The 15414-nt window shown below is 47.2% G+C and carries 14 protein-coding genes; 5 read left to right on the forward strand and 9 right to left on the reverse strand.

Annotated elements, in window-relative coordinates:
• Positions 1-131: 131 nt before the first annotated feature.
• Both SOHN41_RS14920 and SOHN41_RS14925 read right to left on the reverse strand, forming a co-directional pair.
• Positions 132-1769 carry an alkaline phosphatase gene (locus SOHN41_RS14920; protein ID WP_007650533.1) on the reverse strand — a complete coding sequence of 546 codons (1638 nt, stop codon included), beginning with the start codon at positions 1767-1769 and terminating at the stop codon, positions 132-134.
• Between the two features lie 44 nt (positions 1770-1813).
• Positions 1814-3310, reverse strand: a complete 1497-nt coding sequence (locus tag SOHN41_RS14925) for an alkaline phosphatase (RefSeq protein ID WP_007650535.1) — start codon at positions 3308-3310, stop codon at positions 1814-1816.
• Between the two features lie 297 nt (positions 3311-3607).
• Between SOHN41_RS14925 and SOHN41_RS14930 the strand changes: the two genes are divergently transcribed.
• Both SOHN41_RS14930 and SOHN41_RS14935 read left to right on the forward strand, forming a co-directional pair.
• Positions 3608-4423, forward strand: coding sequence for a hypothetical protein (locus tag SOHN41_RS14930; RefSeq protein WP_037459309.1), 816 nt, complete (start codon positions 3608-3610; stop codon positions 4421-4423).
• 293 nt (positions 4424-4716) lie between these two features.
• On the forward strand, positions 4717-6690 hold the full coding sequence (locus tag SOHN41_RS14935; protein ID WP_007650541.1) for a sensor domain-containing diguanylate cyclase: 1974 nt from the start codon (positions 4717-4719) through the stop codon (positions 6688-6690).
• 23 nt (positions 6691-6713) lie between these two features.
• Here SOHN41_RS14935 and SOHN41_RS14940 read toward each other — a convergent pair whose 3' ends face one another.
• Positions 6714-7670, reverse strand: a complete 957-nt coding sequence (locus SOHN41_RS14940; protein ID WP_007650543.1) for a hypothetical protein — start codon at positions 7668-7670, stop codon at positions 6714-6716.
• 1 nt (position 7671) lies between these two features.
• On the reverse strand, positions 7672-8058 hold the full coding sequence (locus SOHN41_RS14945) for a PadR family transcriptional regulator (protein WP_007650545.1): 387 nt from the start codon (positions 8056-8058) through the stop codon (positions 7672-7674).
• Between the two features lie 358 nt (positions 8059-8416).
• Here SOHN41_RS14945 and SOHN41_RS20645 point away from each other — a divergent pair, with 358 nt between their 5' ends.
• Both SOHN41_RS20645 and SOHN41_RS14950 read left to right on the forward strand, forming a co-directional pair.
• On the forward strand, positions 8417-8467 hold the full coding sequence (locus SOHN41_RS20645; protein ID WP_420705325.1) for an excalibur calcium-binding domain-containing protein: 51 nt from the start codon (positions 8417-8419) through the stop codon (positions 8465-8467).
• Between the two features lie 112 nt (positions 8468-8579).
• Positions 8580-8927 carry a thioredoxin family protein gene (locus SOHN41_RS14950; RefSeq protein WP_007650549.1) on the forward strand — a complete coding sequence of 116 codons (348 nt, stop codon included), beginning with the start codon at positions 8580-8582 and terminating at the stop codon, positions 8925-8927.
• A gap of 2 nt (positions 8928-8929) precedes the next feature.
• On the opposite strand, the gene SOHN41_RS14955 is transcribed toward SOHN41_RS14950, so the two are convergent.
• The 5 genes from SOHN41_RS14955 to katG form a co-directional block, all read right to left on the reverse strand.
• The gene (locus SOHN41_RS14955) at positions 8930-9436 is read right to left on the reverse strand and encodes a NifB/NifX family molybdenum-iron cluster-binding protein (RefSeq protein WP_007650551.1); all 507 of its coding nucleotides are present in this window, start codon (positions 9434-9436) and stop codon (positions 8930-8932) included.
• The gene (locus tag SOHN41_RS14960; protein ID WP_007650554.1) at positions 9433-9729 is read right to left on the reverse strand and encodes a DUF134 domain-containing protein; all 297 of its coding nucleotides are present in this window, start codon (positions 9727-9729) and stop codon (positions 9433-9435) included. Before SOHN41_RS14960 ends, SOHN41_RS14955 begins: the two co-directional genes overlap by 4 nt.
• A gap of 160 nt (positions 9730-9889) precedes the next feature.
• Positions 9890-11374: an ATP-binding cassette domain-containing protein gene (locus SOHN41_RS14965; RefSeq protein WP_007650556.1), complete on the reverse strand. Its 1485-nt coding sequence runs from the start codon at positions 11372-11374 to the stop codon at positions 9890-9892.
• Positions 11375-11473: 99 nt separating this feature from the next.
• Positions 11474-12220, reverse strand: coding sequence for a hypothetical protein (locus tag SOHN41_RS14970; protein ID WP_037459312.1), 747 nt, complete (start codon positions 12218-12220; stop codon positions 11474-11476).
• Positions 12221-12392: 172 nt separating this feature from the next.
• Positions 12393-14615: a catalase/peroxidase HPI gene (gene katG / locus SOHN41_RS14975; RefSeq protein WP_007650560.1), complete on the reverse strand. Its 2223-nt coding sequence runs from the start codon at positions 14613-14615 to the stop codon at positions 12393-12395.
• 397 nt (positions 14616-15012) lie between these two features.
• Between katG and SOHN41_RS14980 the strand changes: the two genes are divergently transcribed.
• A complete protein-coding gene (locus SOHN41_RS14980) occupies positions 15013-15264 on the forward strand; it encodes a DUF2999 family protein (RefSeq protein ID WP_007650566.1) in 252 nt (83 codons plus the stop codon).
• Positions 15265-15414: the final 150 nt, after the last annotated feature.

The raw sequence follows: 15414 nt of genomic DNA on the forward strand, positions 1-15414 counted from the left end.
TTGCTGAACAGGATAAACACTTAAGCTTTGTAAACGCTTCGGTATGTTAAATCGTTAGGCTAAAAGCCGATGGATGACATATGCCATCCATCAGCACTGCATTTACTTAGCTATTCTTACTTCACTATTTCTTACTTAGCGGCGGCGGCTTCGGCTTTAGCCACTAGATTTGCCGCGCGGTTCATCACGTGGAAAATGTGGTTCTGCTCAACCGTGCCTTGGATAAGATCTGAACTTGGGCCGCGGGCGAAAATCGCCACGTCTTCCCCTGCATGGGTCTCATCGCTTAATGGCACTAGCGCTTCTTGGTGGAATCCTGCGCTTTGGGTATCAACAAAGTTCAAGTCCTTACGACCCGCGTCCACTGGGAAGCTGTAACGCTCATCGCCACCCGTTGCCAATGACGCATAACCCATGCCGTTAGCGTAACCGACTGTGGTATATGGCAAACCGTTAGCATCGGTAGAGTTAGTCACTTCAGCAACGCCGTTGGCGTCATTCGACTTCACTAGACCAAGGATAGGGTTACCACGGGTTGGATAACCTGCAATGGTGAACACATGGCTGTGATCCGCTGTGACCATTAACAAGGTATCGTTTGCCGAGGTTTTTTCCATGGCCACACGTACCGCTTCAGACAATGCCATTGTGTCATACAGGGCACGCGCCGCATTGCCTGCATGGTGAGCATGGTCGATACGACCAGCTTCAACGATCAGCACGAAGCCTTTTGAGTTTTTCTTCAGAATATCAATCGACTTAGCCGTCATTTCCGCCAATGAAGGTTCACCCTTCACGCCCGACTCGGTGCGGTCATAGTCGTATTCCATGTGTGATGAGTTGAATAGGCCGAGCAAATGATCAGTACTTGCCACATCCACACCTAGGAAACCGTCTCTGTCTTGCACGTAAGCGGCGTTAGTGTATTTGGTCATCCACTCAGCAGTGAGGTCACGACCATCGCTGCGTTTACCGGCTTTACCTTCTAAATCGATTGTCGTCTTAGGAATAAAGCTACGGCGACCACCACCCATCATCACGTTAAGACCGTTGCCGTAGTTAAAGTCGAGCATTTGCGCGGCGATATCTTTACAGCCATTAGTTACAGCTTCAGCTGGCAGGTTTGAATCGGCTTCCCAATCACGCTCTGGCACATGGGCATAAGTCGCCGCAGGAGTTGCGTGTGTTAAACGCGCAGTCGTCACCACACCCGTTGCCATTCCCGCCATTGCGGCAAGCTCTAGTGATGTCACCAGATTTTGATCTTTAGTCGAAGCACAGTTAGCACGTACTACGCCTTCGGCCTGTGAAATCACGCCCACATCGGTTTTTACACCTGTCATCATCGCGGACATAGTGCCTGCAGAATCCGGCGTTTGACCGTCGACGTTATAGGTTTTAGAAAGGCCCACATAGGGCAGAGTTTCGAAAGATAACGAGTTTTCCTCACCCGTTTTGCCTTTTAGCTGGCCTTCTAAAATACGTGCTGCAGTAATGGTCGATACACCCATACCGTCACCCACAAACAGGATCACGTTTTTCGCGGCGCCAACATCATTGTTTACAGTTAAGCCTTCGGCTTTGGTCACGCGCGCTTGTGCATCGACATACCACTGATTCACTGCTGTCCAGTCTTTGCCATTGCTACCATTTGAGCCATTGGAACCATCGGCGCCAGGCGTTCCTGCTGTGCCATTATCGCCATCGCTACCGCACGCAGCTAAACCCAGCATGGCTGACATTGCGACTACTAGTAATTTCTTATTCATTTTTAACTCCAAAAGTAAGGACTCAGTAAACTAATCGTTGATGATTAGTACTTAGTGCCGCCAAGCTGCTGTGCTTGGTTAATAATGTGGAAGATCACGTTCTGCTCAATCACGCCCTGAACCAGATTCGAACCTGGACCTCGGGCATGTAAGCTGATGTCTTCACCGGCGTGAGTCTCACTTTCCATTGGGATAAGCGCTTGTTGCATGAAGTTTTTATCTTGCGTATCGACTGAGGTTAAGTCGTCACGAACCCCTTCCACCGCGCCAGGGCCATTGGTATAAGCCAGTGTGGTGTAAGGCTTGTTGTCATTCGCTATCGCTAACGAGCCATTGACGTTATGTACTAAACCTAAGATTGGATTACCGCGTTTTGGATAGCCTGCGATAGTGAACACATGGCTGTGATCCGCTGTCACCATGATCAAAGTATCGTCACTGCTCGTCGCATCCATTGCCGCTTTGACTGCATTAGATAGCTCAACCGCATCGGTCAGCGCACGGTTCGCATTGCCCGCATGGTGACCATGGTCGATACGGCCAGATTCAACGATCAGCAAGTAGCCTTTGTCGTTCTTCTTTAAAATTTCGAGGGATTTGGTGGTCATTTCAGTCAGCGATGGCTCACCAGCTACATCATCGGCGCGGTCCGCTTCGTATTCCATATGGGATGGATTGAATAGGCCGAGCAAGTGATCTGTGTTGGCGGTATCAATGGCGTCGAAACCTTTTTTGTCCCACACATAGGCCGACTTGCTGAAGTTATCAACCCAAGCTTTGGTTAAGTCTTTGCCATCTTTACGTTTACCGGCTTTGTTCTCGCCGTCAGTCACTTCCTTCGGTAAGAAATAGCTACGACCACCACCTAATGCCACTGTTAACGCATTGGCTTCATCGCGCATCACCAATTGACTCGCGATGTCGGTACAACCGTTAGCAACCGCTTCGGCAGGTAAGTTGGAATCGCCTTCCCAATCGCGCTCTGGGGATTTGGCATAGGCCGCCGCTGGCGTGGCGTGGGTTAAACGTGCCGTAGTAACTATGCCCGTTGATAACCCTTTGGCATTAGCAAGGTCGACCAGAGAAACTAGTTCATTACCTTTAGAAGACAAGCAGTTACCACGTAAGCTGGTATCTGAAATAGAGATAATGCCCGCCTTGGTTTTAACGCCTGTCGCCATGGCCGTCATAGTGCCCGCAGAATCAGGCGTTTGCTGGTTAGTGTTATAGGTTTTCACTAAGGCCGAATGGGGGAACTGTTCGAAACTTAAGAAGTTTTCTTCCCCACCTTGGTTGCCAGTTTGTTCCTGCCCTTGCAGAATACGCGCCGCAGTTAGTGTCGACACACCCATGCCATCACCAACAAATAGAATCACATTTTTAGCGGTTTTTTTCGTTTCGACTTGGGCTTTAGCAACCACATTCGCCGCACTGTCCTTAAACCACTGACTGTCTGTTTGCGTTGCGGGTAAGACTGCAGCATGGGCCACAACCGTCATAAAGCTGCATGAAATGGCTGCAGCAATCCGTTTAATATTCATCACGTTCATCACCGATTTATTATTGAGTGTATGAGGGTATTCCCTGTAGAGGCCCCCCGATTCTCAGGTATCTATATGACGAACTGGTGTGATTGATATTGCGGTTTTATTGCAGTTAAGTGTTGAATTTATTTCAACTAACAATATGCAAGACGTTAAGTTTGACCACCAGCAGATCACGTTTTAATGTCCTATTGATGTGAGCTCATGGAAACGGATGATTAAATTTGAATAAAAATGAACCCATTTATCAGGCTAGCTATACTCTAGTTAACTCAACACGGCTAGGAACAGGTTATGCAGCGACGGAGCAATATGCGCATTTGGAGTGTGTTGATAGGCCTATTCTTTTGTCTCTCTGTTCATGCGACCAGTAAATCCACAGCAGAAACCACAGCGGCACTTGCTGATAAACCTATCATTACCATGGCGTTTTATGAGGACCCCAAACACAACTTCTACTTTAAATGGGCTGAGCTGATTTACACTCAAGCCTTTGAACGCTTAGGCTATGGCTTCTCCTATCAAGTGGTTCCCGCTGCCCGCGCCAGTATGATGGCGGACTCAGGAAAAGTGGATGGCGAGCCGGGGCGCGTATTTCGTTATGGCGAGAAGTTTACCAACCTCATTCGCATCGAGGAACCGGTTGTCGATACCCATTTAATTGCCTTCGCACACAATCCCAAAATCAAGATTACCAACTGGCAAGCACTGCAAAAGAGTCGATATAAGATCGAATACTATCGAGGCGTGTTCCTCGCAGAACAAAAGCTAAAGGGACTCATTCCAGAGGAGCGCCTGACGGAATCCTCATCCCCTGTGAGCTCTTTTCGTAAAATGCTCCGCGACCGAATCGATATCTATATTGATACAGAGGCAAGCTCATTGGATCTATTACAAACCCCAGAGTTTCAAGGTAGCGAGATCATCGCGATTGCCACCCTAGAAGAACTCACTAGCTATGGTTACCTGAATAAACGTCACGCGGCACTCGCCGTAAATCTTGCTCGGGAGCTAAAACAGATGAAACAAGAAGGCATATTTGAAACCTATAAACAGCAGGCGCGAAAATCGCTTAATGATGCAATAAATAATGGCGATACCCCACAATAACGCAATCGGCATAGCCAATCTTGTTTCAATTATTTCATTGACTTAATTTCAAAGCGTTTTAGTGTTATCTAAAGTATGTCGCTGACATATATGGCTTAACTGACAGTGCATTGCCCAACGAAGAGGCTGACCCACAACCAAGCAGTACTTTGATTTAACATGTGGCACAATCAATCTAAGGAACAGATGAACAACAAAATAACCTTCAAAAATAGCAGGCAAATTGATTCACTCCTTCCCCCTAAGCTGCCCACTCTGCAGTGGCACCACTGTATTGGTTGTGGAGCATAAAGATGGGGACTCAGTTCGCGCGCACATTAGCTATTTTACGGCAACGAACTCGTTCAACGGTTGCTAAGGTACTATTAATTATAGGGATGTTTGTTGGGGTCTGTATCGTTTTAGTCAATCTAGTGTATCTTCAAGGCAATATTTTTGATGGTGTACGCACCTATGTCCGTGGGGAAGGTTTGTGGGCTAAGGCACAAAAAGATGCCATCTTCTACCTCACACATTACTCCTACGATAAAGATGAAGTGGACTACCATCGCTACCTCGCCGCAACCAGCGTTATCTTGGGTGATAATCAGGCCCGTCAGGCCTTACTCTCAGTTCCAGTCGATGAACAAACCGCAAAACTCGGTTTTATTCAGGGCCTCAATCACGAGCAGGATACCGAGTCGCTCATTTGGTTTTTCCGTCACTTTCACTCGACACCCCATATGCAAAAAGCTATTCAATTGTGGAGCTTAGCCGACGAACGTTTCAAGTCTGTAATGCGACTCGCTGAAAATATACATAATGAAATCAATCAATTTGGTGGCAGACCAGAAATCCTTGCACAGTATCGCCAACAGTTGATTGAGGCCAATGGTGAATTACTCCACCTCGAAATTGCCTTCTCTGAGATCCTCAGTGAAGGAGCACGCTGGGTAAAGCAAATGACATGGCTGATTAGCCTCGGCGCACTATTGCTGTTTATCGGCATTGTTATCTTCACCAGTCGGCACATTATCAACAACATTGCCAAGTCCGAACAACTGTTGCTCATGAGTGAATCTCGTTTTAACAGCCTGAAAAACTCTAACACCATTGGCATTATTTCATGGCGGCTCGATGGCACCATCCAAGATGCTAATGATCATTTCCTCAAGATGCTCAATTTCGACCGCGCTGACTTAGCCTCGGGCCTAATTAACTGGCGCTCACTCACACCGCCAGAATGTGAAGCGAGAGATGCCATCGCCATTACCGAGTTAGTGCAATATGGCCACTGCCAACAGTATGAAAAACAACTCATCAGCAAGGACGGCGCCTTAATCCCTGTGATGTTAGGGGCCAGTTTCTTAAATGGGAGTGATCAGGAAGGGGTGGCTTATTTTATGGACTTAAGTGCCAGTAAACAGGCCGAAGATAAACTTAGACTCGCAGCAACCGTATTCAATGCCAGTACCGATGGCATCATCATTACCGATCCAAAACTAAGTATTATTTCAATTAATCAAGCTTTTACAGATATCACAGGCTTTACCCAACAGAATTTACAGGGGGATGCGGCACGCTTTATCAATACAGGGCATGAAACTGAAGACGCTTACCAAGCTATGTTAAACCTGTTGCAACAGGGCGAACAATGGCAAGGTGAAATTCTCAAGGAAACCCCATTGGGCGACAAACTTTCACTCAGTTTACGTATCAATACAGTACGCAATGATCAGGATCTGCTCACTCATTTTGTCATCGTCATCACAGATATTTCCGAGCGTAAGGCAGAGGAAGAATACCTGCGTCATATCGCTCACCACGATGCCCTAACTAATCTGCCCAATCGGGTGCTGTTCTACGCTAAGCTCGAACAAGCCATAGTGCATGTTCAGAGAACCAAAGGTATTTTTGCAGTATTGTTTTTGGACTTAGATAACTTTAAGCCGATAAATGACCAGTTTGGTCACGATGTCGGCGACAAACTGCTGCAGCAAGTGGCGAAACGGCTCTCCTCTGCCATTCGGCAAATCGATACCATCACACGCCTTGGTGGTGATGAATTTGTGATCCTCTTAGAACATTTACCCAATGCCGAAAACGTCCAGATATTACAGGAAAAAATTGTCCACGCAGTCACTAAGCCATACACAATTGACGGCCACTTAATACATATAGGTGCCAGCATAGGCTCGGCGGTTTATCCAGATAATGGGACAGATGCAAAAAGCCTGATCAATCATGCAGATCAGGCCATGTATTCGATGAAAAAACCAATAAAATGAGCCTTAAGGGAATTGGTTAAACCCTATTGCTGTGCCAATTTACGCCAACGCAGCCCATCGCGAATCACCTCATAGCCTGGGAACATAGCGGCAATCACTAGACTATGACTGAGCCATTGTTCTAACTGCAGTAGTGTAAACCTCCCTTGTAATTCAGCACTTTGTACTTGGCTTTGTAATAGTGGCGAACTAAAGGCCAGAACAACTAAGAACAAGGCATAAGCAAGATTGATCCCCACATTCGCCAATAACAATTCAGTAGTCCACACTCGCCGGCGTAGTTGCCACAGGCTATTCCCCATTGACAGCAGAATAATAGGGCTAAACCATTGCAGTAATTGCTGGGCATTAGCACTAAAAATCACAGTACGCGCAGCTAATTGCTCGCTACTCATCCACATAGAACACCAGATCACCAGCAGGAGAAAGAGATATGTCGCCAGATCGGTAAACACATCGCTTAGGCTAATATGCTGCCAACCGGGCCCGACCTTTGGCAAATTCTGCGGCTGCCATTTTTGGCAATTACTGCCCGAAATAGGTTTCCCCTGGGCCGAAAAACTCCAAAAGGACAAGCCAATCGCGGTAATGGCAAGACTGGCATCGCCGATAAAACCACTGATTATATGCTTGATAAACCCGAATAGATTTCCCTCTGTCGAGCCCAACCATTGCGTCGTACCGCCCACAATCTGCAGCACAAACAACACGCCAAGCACCATAAACAGGGTATGTTTAAACAGCGGAATATCCTCAGAGGCGATAATAGGTACAGAGGGTACAAATTGCTGCGCGACCTTACAGGGATGACCCATTTGCTTTAATACCGCGGCAATTTGTGATTCGGTCAATTCACCTTGTTCAGACAGAGCATCCAATTGGTCGCAGATATTGGCCTTTAATTCACGGCCAATTTCCTGACGTTTATTCTCGGGCAATTCTCGCTGCACCGCGGCGATATAGCGGTCGACTAATTCCATATCAAATCTCCTCTGCATTCTCGTCTGCGCGGTTAATATCAGCGCTATTAGTGTCGGCGCTTTGCTCTAGCAAAAAAGCCAAGGCACCATTAAGTTGCTGCCATTCATCGGTAAGCTGACTGAGCAACTCGGCTCCCAATGACGACAATTGGTAATAACGACGCTCACGCCCCTCGGCCTGTCGCCACTCACTATCCAACAATCCTTGATCGGCTAGGCGGCGCACTAAGGGATACAGCGTCCCTTCGTCAATATCGATACCGCCCTCCTGCAACTGTTTGCGGAGCGAATAACCGTAGTGGGGTTGTTTTAATAATCCCAGTACCGCCAACACTAATACCCCACGGCGCAACTCGAGTCGCATTTTGACTAGCTGTGAACTTGTCATGGTCAAATTCCTATCTTGAACACTGTGTCACACACACTGTGCGCCACACAGCAAATACTATGCAGCACACAGTAATAATGCAAGTTTTAATGTACACTTTTTATTCGTTTTGTTTGAAATAGATACAAATCATTGTTTATGTTGAATTTATAAAAATGCCAACCTTTGCGCACACAGCTCAAGTCTCCGCCGTCATACATCTAAAATGAATGACTCATAGATAAGCAAATCTAAGATAAAAAATTGCAAAACTTCCTATGCTTGAGTAACTTAGCAGCCAACATTGAATCGCTGACCTATTAACCTAAGATCGGCTGTATCGGCAAAACGGCATATATTAAGGACATAGAAAATGCTTATGGATGGTGACGGAGATGGTATCCCCTGCGAACGCCAATGGTGCGGTTAGGCTAAAGTTAAACATAAGCACATTGCACAGGTAGCAGCGCAGCAACAATGGGCTGGCTTTAACTCTAAAAACACATAACCCAAACTCAGATATCAACTCCATATGGCAATGTATGCACACTGATTTAATACAACAAATTGATTCACCTGAGATGCTTGAGTCCTTGTTAACTGAGCACGCTGCTGTGCTGCTGTTATTTGGTGCGCCAGACTGTGGCGTATGTCAAACGCTCAAGCCGAGAATTGCAGAGATGTTAGCGCAAGAATTCCCGCTGATGCGTATGGCCTATATCGACTGTGAGGCTCAAGTAGCGATTGCCGCCAGCCATAATGTCTTTAGTCTACCTGTGGTAGAAACAGTATTTTATGGCAGAAGCTTTGCGCGCTTTTCAAAAGTGTTTTCCCTCGGCGATCTCAAAGGGGCGATTGCTCGCCCCTATGGATTACTCAAAGAAAGTTAGCGCTATTTTTGCAGTGGTCTAAAGCCGCTGTATGCGATGGGCTTGCCTAAGGTGAATGTCGATGTAGGGAGACTTAGACTCACCATGGTTTTACTTGCCTTAACCTTACCGCTGCAACTACAGCTACCTTTAGCACCACAGCACCCGCCCTTAGCTAAATGCTTAAGGGATGCCCGCCCCTGTGACGCTTCGGTTAAGCGCAAATTCACATCCTGACTCTGGGCGAGCAGAGTCGCTATCGATAATTGATTATTCCCTCGACTCACACTGATCCCAGCATCGAGTAACTTAGCTAACATGCGCTCACCAATATGTTGCACAACAACAATGTTGGTCCTCTGGGCGCGAATGACATCCAACAATGCTTTTTTATCTTGGCAATTTCCGCCAAGGGCCGGGTTAGGGACAGAAATTAAAAGCTGGTGATTTTCATCAAAAAAATGAACTTGCTGCGCCTTAGTAAAATGGCTGGCGAGTCGTCCACGGCTGATAGGAAGAGCGATAATCATACTGGGTCCTTATCGTTTGGAGTCGGTAATTTCAACACCAGTCCTTGAGTGACTGCGGTTGCCACTTTTTGACGGGCACTGGCGAGTAGATAACCAAAGGTTTGCCGTGAGATCCCCATTTGTGCGGCGGCCTCAAGCTGACTCAAGCGCTTAACATCGCCAAGTTCTAAAGCCTCAAACTCGTCTGCGGCGAGTAGGATCTGGGGTAAGTTAGCCGCCGGTATGCCATTAGGTTTAAATAAACTACAGGGCACACAACTCGATAATTGGCGGCATTTTTTGGGTCTTGGCATTCGTGATGGCACCTCAAGGGTAAATATCGGTAAGTAGATATCATCTTCTACTCACCTTTAATTAGTTTTTGGCGTAGGCCAGAAACTATTATTGCCATTTACCCCATTTAAACCGAGGGCGTTATCACAGTTCTACCCATCGAGTGTTATGGGTTTCACATCACTCGACCAAACTCACCTCAACCGAATAACCTTCATCCTGTTTGATAAAATCGACAAAGTTTTTAATTGAAGGCAGAGCGTCTTCCCTATGGTGGGACACATAGAGCAATTGACTGAGATGATGCTCGGCGATCATATCCAATGCCCGCATCACTAAGGTGCGATTGATAAAATCTAATCCCTGATACGGTTCATCCAAAATCAATAATAAGGGCTGCTTAATCAACGCTCTGCCGATTAATAATAAACGCTGCTGCCCATAATCCAGTTGCTTAAATCCCGTGGTCGCAAACTCACTCATATGCAAAATGGTGAGCCACTCCTTCGCCAGATCCAATTGGGGTTTAGTGGGCTTATGGTACAGGCCAATGGAATCGAAAAAGCCCGACAGCAAGACATCAAGCGCCGAGCAACTCACCCGATATTGCAGATGTAGTGCCGATGACACTATGCCAATCCGTTGTTTAATCTGCCAAATACTCTCACCACTGCCGCGCGGTCGGCCAAAGAGGGTAATATCATTGCTATAGCATTGCGGGTGATCCCCTAGGATCAGCCCCAGTAAAGTACTCTTACCACAACCATTGGGGCCACGAACTTGCCAATGTTGCCCCGCGCTAATGCGCCAATTCACACCACTGAAAATTAAACCGCTGACATACTCCACCTTGCCATTTTTGATCTCGACCAACGGATCAAAGGCCTCAGCATTATGGCGCTGACGCTCCATCAGCGCTAATAGCTCCTCACTGCGCGTCGCCGACAGGGCATTAAGCTGCGCCATCACCGGATGATTACGCCATTGGTCAATCGACATGGGCGGGCTGAGTTTGTGCACACTCTGCCCCGATTTGAGCATCTCGCTATTAAATAACCCCACATGGCTAATGCAAGGAGGTAACTCTTCTTGGCGCGAGGTAATGATCAGTAACTGAGTATGCTCACCGATCTCAGTGAGTAAGCGCGACAAACTTAACTGATGTTCAATGTCTAGCCCGGCATAAGGATCGTCTAAGATCAAAAGCTTAGGCAGACAAGCCAAAGCGCGTGCCAGCATCACTCGACGAGTTTCCCCCGTCGATAGCTGCCTAAAACCCCGCAACTTTAAATGCTCAAGCTCAACCTTTTGTAATAGTGGAGCTAATTGGTCTGCCGTTTGGCAGCATTCCAACACTAAAGACGCCACACTCGAGCCATAATCTAACTCGTCCTTTGCTAACTCGCGCTCCAGCAGGGCCTGCTGTAAACCGAGTGATACCCAGCCAATGCGCGATGGCAGTCCCGTTATCTGCCCCTCATCGGGTTGAATATCTCCGGCCAAGATCCGCCCGAGAAGCGAGCCACTGTAGCTATCTGTCGCAAAAATTGCCCAGTGCTCCGCCGGATTTAATTGCCAATCATCGACCACTAACAGTTCATTACCACGACCATAACGCAACTGCTTGATACCGATAACTTGAGGCTGAGTGGTTGATTCATCCATTTGCGGTTTCCTTTGGGGCTATTTTTTATGGGAGTCTAACAAGCACTATTCGCCTATGTCCCTTAGACTTTATGCAAATATACGAATCAAAATAAACGATTAAGGCCGCAGCTTGATATACAGCTCGCCTTCACGGATCTGAATATTTTCAACGCCATCAGCAAAGGCATTCCAAAATCCTCGGTCGCCAAACTCGCTAACCAAATTCACATTTTTCATATTCCCAAGCCAAGCGTTAGGTATGGGTACGCCCATCAGACTCACGCCAACTAAAACAACACTAGGACGGCGATTGGCATCTAAATGAATATCTAATCCGGCATTTACCCGTAAAATTTCCCCCGCCATGATCGGAAAATCCCGAGGTATAGGCACAAGAATTTTGGCGCTGGCTAAATTATCTGAAAAATCAATGGCAACTCTCTGGGCAAAATCGGGATTGCGACCGATGATGGCATTCACTTCCCGTTCGCTAAAGGTCACCTGTCGATCCTCCGGTCGCTCACGGTAGGGCTCGGGTTGTAAATCCTCTTTTTGTGCAGAAGCCGTTCCCGGAGTTTTCGCCGCGGTATGGCTTGTCGGTTGCCGACGTTCTGCCTGCCATCCCAATTGACTGAGCTTATCATCCAACTTTGCTTCATCTTTGGCATTTAAACTAACGGGAGTCAGTGGCTTAGGAAAAATATAACTACGTACCACAAAAAACGTGACCCCCACGGTCACGGCTATGGTCACCAATATCATCAACAGCACTTGGACACCGGTAAAACCCCGCTGCCAAAGGTTTAGCGTTTGGCCTGAGTAACGCATGGGCCTTACCAGATGGGGGTGAGATTTTGAGATCATTTTATAATTCGCTGCGAAGAAATTTCCCCCGATACTACTTGGCTAAGGGCGATAAGGAAACTTCTAAGGCCAAGAAGCTGCGCCCATGAAGCCAAAAAATCGATTCTGGGCAACTAATAAAAAGTCCACCCGCGCAGGAGGTCGCGGATGGACTTTAGTTTACACTCGCAAATTAGATGTCGAAGCGATCTGCATTCATGACTTTGTTCCAAGCTTTAACGAAGTCGTGTACGAATCGGTCTTGACCATCCTGGGCGCCATAAACTTCAGACACGGCACGCAGTTCTGAGTGTGAACCGAAGACTAAGTCGACAGGTGTTGCGGTCCATTTCAGTTTGCCGCTCTTACGATCTTGTCCTTCATAGATGCCCTCTTGCTTCTCTGACTTGCTCCACTGAGTCGACATATCGAGTAAGTTAACGAAGAAGTCATTGCTCAACGTACCAGGCTTACTCGTAAACACCCCGTGTTTAACGCCCGCGCTGTTGGCATCAAGAGCACGCAGACCACCGACTAACACTGTCATTTCGGGTACGGTCAGGTTCAACATGTTGGCACGCTCAATCAGCATTTCCGCTGGAGAGTGACTACTGTCTTTTGAATAGTAGTTACGGAAACCATCTGCCTTCGGCTCAAGTACCGCAAATGAAGCTGTATCGGTTTGTGCCTGAGTGGCATCCATACGGCCCGGCGTGAAGGGGACTGACACGCTCACACCCGCATCCTTAGCCGCTTTTTCAACCGCAACGCTACCGCCGAGGACAATCACATCCGCCAGAGAAACCTTCTTGCCACCTTTCAGTGAACTATTGAAGTCTTTTTGAACTTTCTCTAACTTCGCCAGCACCTTAGCCAACTCTTTTGGATTGTTAGCCTGCCAGTTCATCATTGGCTCTAAGCGAATACGCGCACCGTTTGCACCGCCACGCATATCAGTACCACGGAAGCTGCTCGCCGAGGCCCAAGCGGTTCTGACTAACTCAGGTACAGTTAAGCCCGATGCCAAAATCTTGCTACCTAAGGCTTTGATATCGGCGTTATCGATAAGCGGATGATCAACCGCAGGGATAGGGTCCTGCCAAATCAGCATGTCTGCTGGCACATCGCTACCTAAGTATCTTGTCTTTGGCCCCATATCGCGGTGAGTTAGCTTAAACCATGCCTTAGCGAAGGCCAGCTCAAACTCTTTTGGATTCTTAAGGAAACGGGTGGTGATTTCGCGGTAGATAGGATCTTCCTTCAGCGCGATATCACTGGTAAACATCATTGGCGCATGGCGCTTATCTGGCAGATGGGCATCGGGAACAAGATTTGCGGCCTTGCCGTCGGCTGGGGTCCACTGGATATGGCCTGCAGGACTCTTGGTTTGTACCCAATCAAAGGTATACAGCCAAGTTAAGTATTCCATTGTCCATTTGGTTGGATTTGATGACCAAGCGCCTTCTAAACCACTGCTGACGGTATCCTCCGAATGGCCTTTACCGCACTTGTTTTTCCAGCCTGTGCCCTGCGCTTCAACACCCGCAGCTGCAGGATCGGCTCCCACGCATTTTGCCGGATCATGGGCTCCATGGGCTTTACCAAAGGTGTGACCACCAGCGATAAGTGCCACGGTTTCTTCATCATTCATCGCCATACGACCAAAGGTGTCACGAATTTCCTTAGCAGATGCCAACGGATCGGGGACACCATTCGGGCCTTCTGGGTTGACGTAAATCAACCCCATTTGAGTCGCGCCCATAGGCTTGGCAAGCTCACCCTTTTCATTGCGACGTTTGCTATCGAGCCATTCTTTTTCAGAGCCCCAGTTCACCTGTTCCGCTTCCCAGTCGTCCACACGACCACCAGCAAAACCGAAGGTTTTAAAGCCCATGGATTCAAGGGCAACGTTACCAGTTAATACCATTAAATCGGCCCAAGAGATCTTGCTGCCATATTTTTGTTTAATTGGCCACAGCAGGCGACGCGCCTTATCTAAGTTCACGTTATCTGGCCAGCTATTTAATGGCTCAAAACGTTGTTGGCCACCCGATGCACCACCGCGTCCATCAAAAATCCGGTAAACACCGGCACTGTGCCACGCCATACGAATAAAGAAAGGACCATAATGACCATAATCAGCTGGCCACCAGTCTTGAGACTCGGTCATCACGGCTTTGATGTCTTTCTTAACGGCTTCGAGATCTAAGGATTTGAACGCTTCGGCGTACTGGTAGTCACTACCATAAGGATTTGATTCAACTGCATTTTGGCGTAGCGGGCTTAGGTTTAATTTTTCAGGCCACCAAAATTGGTTACCAGTGACTTGCTCTTGCGCAGTGGCCACTCCTGCCCCTAATGCGAGAGACATAGCCAAGGTTAACGCCGATAGCGTAGGAAGGGTGTTTATTTTCATGATAGTTACCTAGTTTCGTCCTGTTCGGCCCATTAACGCGTGTTAAAGGTGGCCATCCGCTTGCTGTTTAACGGCATACAGCAATCCATTCGGTTGTGTCGTTTCGAGGCAAACTATGGCTAATGCCGTTAACACAACCGTAATTGCAGTGTAATGATAGGATTGTAAGTATTTGAAACGATTAAAATCGATGATTGGAATCGCAAAAATAGATTAGTATTGGTTAATTTATGAAAGCATTAAGAAAGTTGGCGATTACAGAAATCCATACTGTATCTGCGACGGCGGGTATTGAGGGTGATAGTCAATAAAATCATGGGCTATTTGCCCATCCACTACTCATAGCTATCTGTGATAAAATCAGCACTATTATTTTAACTTCCACCAAGGTATTGCAATGAATCCCATTATTGCCATCTTAAAAGAACACAATGTCACTGATGCTAAAATTAACGAACTTTTTCAAGCATTAACAGATAACCCATTGATGGCAATGGGTATCATCGGCCAACTGGGTATCCCTCCAGAAAAACTGCAACAGCTTATGGCATTAGTGATGCAAAATCCTGCGTTAATCAAAGAAGCAGTGCTTGAACTAGGATTAGATTTCGCCAAAGTTGAAGCGGCAAAGGCCCAACTACAAAAGTAAGCTTCAACCCCGTTGGCTTGAATCTATCAGAGGTAAGCGTATCCCAGACCTTACCTCTTTAATCATCAAAAAATTCAAATTTCAAATACTTACCTAAGAAACTCATTCCTAGATTGAAGTCGTTACATAAAGATATAAAAACCTTGTCGC

Source organism: Shewanella sp. HN-41 (assembly GCF_000217915.1).
In the GTDB taxonomy this organism is placed as follows: domain Bacteria; phylum Pseudomonadota; class Gammaproteobacteria; order Enterobacterales; family Shewanellaceae; genus Shewanella.